This window comes from Xenorhabdus sp. PB30.3 (assembly GCF_963895965.1).
Lineage (GTDB): Bacteria > Pseudomonadota > Gammaproteobacteria > Enterobacterales > Enterobacteriaceae > Xenorhabdus > Xenorhabdus stockiae.
In genome coordinates this window covers 1-2,124 of record NZ_CAWQMW010000089.1, presented here as the reverse complement: position 1 = coordinate 2,124, position 2,124 = coordinate 1, and the positions used below count along the sequence as shown (strand labels likewise).

Here is a 2,124-nt window from a genome sequence, read left to right as displayed (position 1 = left end):
ATACGCATCCTCCGCCCCGTTTTTTTCAAACCGCACCACATCCTGCCTGTATTGGAGTAAGGTCACGGCCTTATCCGTTTCATCCACTTTATAGCGCTCGCCGGTGGAGAGCTGCAGCATTTTCGTGTCACTGTCGTAGTGGGTCAGCCCGAGGGAAAAACCGATGCCAAAGCCGATATCCGCTGAATTCAGCGGGCTGTATGCCAGCGCCAGGGTCAGCTCCGGCCCCAGTTGGTTATTGCCGATAAGGTGTGCCACCGGCATCACATAATTAAACAGCCCCGTGCGCGGATCGACACGGCCTGCGGCGGTGCTCTGAAAATTCGCGGCCTGAGAAAAAAAGTCAGTGCTCATCTTTATCACCTTATTAAAATTAGGATGTAAATAGTGTCCCATCTGGCATATATTAAATTACCGGCAGTGACAGAAATAAAAAATATTTTGGAAAACCATAAAATAATATTCAAATAGTCAGTCTCGACTAAAATATGAATATTATTTTTAATATCTCCATTATATATCTTCACTAATTTATAAAATAAAACACATATCATTCAGCCTTCCTGAAAATGAAACTTATCAGCATTATTCATAATGATTTTTATAAAGACCGATTCATTACCATAGATATCATGGAATTTAAACTGTGGAACCTGATTAGGTTTATCATTCCAAAAATGACTATCATCAGGAAATATACCGCCACGTTTAGAAAGTGGACTTTCAAAATAGAGGCGACTCATGCTAACGACATCTGTACGTGGTGTTGTTACTATCTTAACTTGTGGGGTTGCTTCATAACGCACTGTTATATCTCTTTTATATTTTTCAACCATGTTATACGACGCTCCTGCATTTTTCTCTTCTTCTTTATACCTACCCCAAATAAACCAAAGAAAAAGATCATTGTCTCTTGTATGATGAGTAAATCTTAGATAATCATATTTATTAGGATTTTCATCATTTTTTGTATGTTGGACATAAACATCTTTCACTTCATATCCACTCAGAGGAAAAATATAATAATTATTTTGAATCCAATCATGATATGAAAAAGTTGGTGGATAAGTTTCATCCCCGAATATACTATGTGTAGTTTCAGTTGATTTAAATTCATATTTCCCGCTAGTAATATTTTCTATAAATTTAAAATCTATATTTTCAGGGTGATAAACAATTGCTCGACGACCGTGGACATCAATATGCGATCCTTCTGCATGGACATCATCTGATAAAAATTCTTTCCCACACAATGTAATTTTCGCGATGATTTCCTTAGTTTCCTCTTTTTTTGTTGTCAACCAATAAACTTTTCGCTGAGATCCATCATCGTTGGTGGTGTCTCTTCCAGATGATAAATTTATGCCCCTGGTTACATCACCTCGTGGATACGTGTGAGAGTAATCGTTTTCATCAGAGCTGTATGTCCAATCACCAGTTAATTTTTCGTGCGTTACTTTATCAATTAACTCAATGCTATCTAATTGTTCAGGAGATAATGTTACTTTATCCGAGTGAGCATTCGCAGCGAGTATATCAATAGCGATACCAAGTTGCATATTTCCATTAGCAAATAGCTCACCTTCCCATTTTCCATCAAGTAATATAAGAGTGAAAGTGGGTAGGCCGGTTATTATCAAATCATTATTTTGTTTTAAATTCATTATAATCACCCTCTAAAAAGAAAGAATAAAAATAATCATCATTTTAATGAGGTGTTTATTTTTATCATTACAAAAAAACATAAATCCATTGAGTATAATCCCACAGAAATATAACCCACATAATTATTAATATAAAAACCATTCAATATCATATAGATTAACTACATTTAAAAATGGTGAGCGTCACGATTCACACCAAACATATATAAAATACTAGACCCAACACTAAGATATTTCCAGAATAAACCCATAAATAAAATCATATTAGTTAAAAAAATTAAAATCACTAACTTATATTAAAATAAAAATAAAAATAAAAATTTTTTATTATTTAACAGTATGAATTTTATAAAACCATTTAATAATGAAAGATAATTAACATGTTTATTATCTTTCATATTGTCTCTTTGTTAATTTCGTTCACTTCAATCAAACATGCTGCGTCTATTCTCATGAAAAA

The 2,124-nt window shown here is 33.9% G+C and carries 2 protein-coding genes; both read right to left on the bottom strand.

All coding sequences use genetic code 11. The annotated features are described in order from the left end of the window. Positions 1-354 (bottom strand): hypothetical protein (locus AACX38_RS05895; protein WP_228865888.1); only part of this gene is annotated, 354 nt, incomplete at its 3' end. A gap of 200 nt (positions 355-554) precedes the next feature. Then, positions 555-1,664: a hypothetical protein gene (locus AACX38_RS05890; RefSeq protein ID WP_228865887.1), complete on the bottom strand. Its 1,110-nt coding sequence runs from the start codon at positions 1,662-1,664 to the stop codon at positions 555-557. Positions 1,665-2,124: the final 460 nt, after the last annotated feature.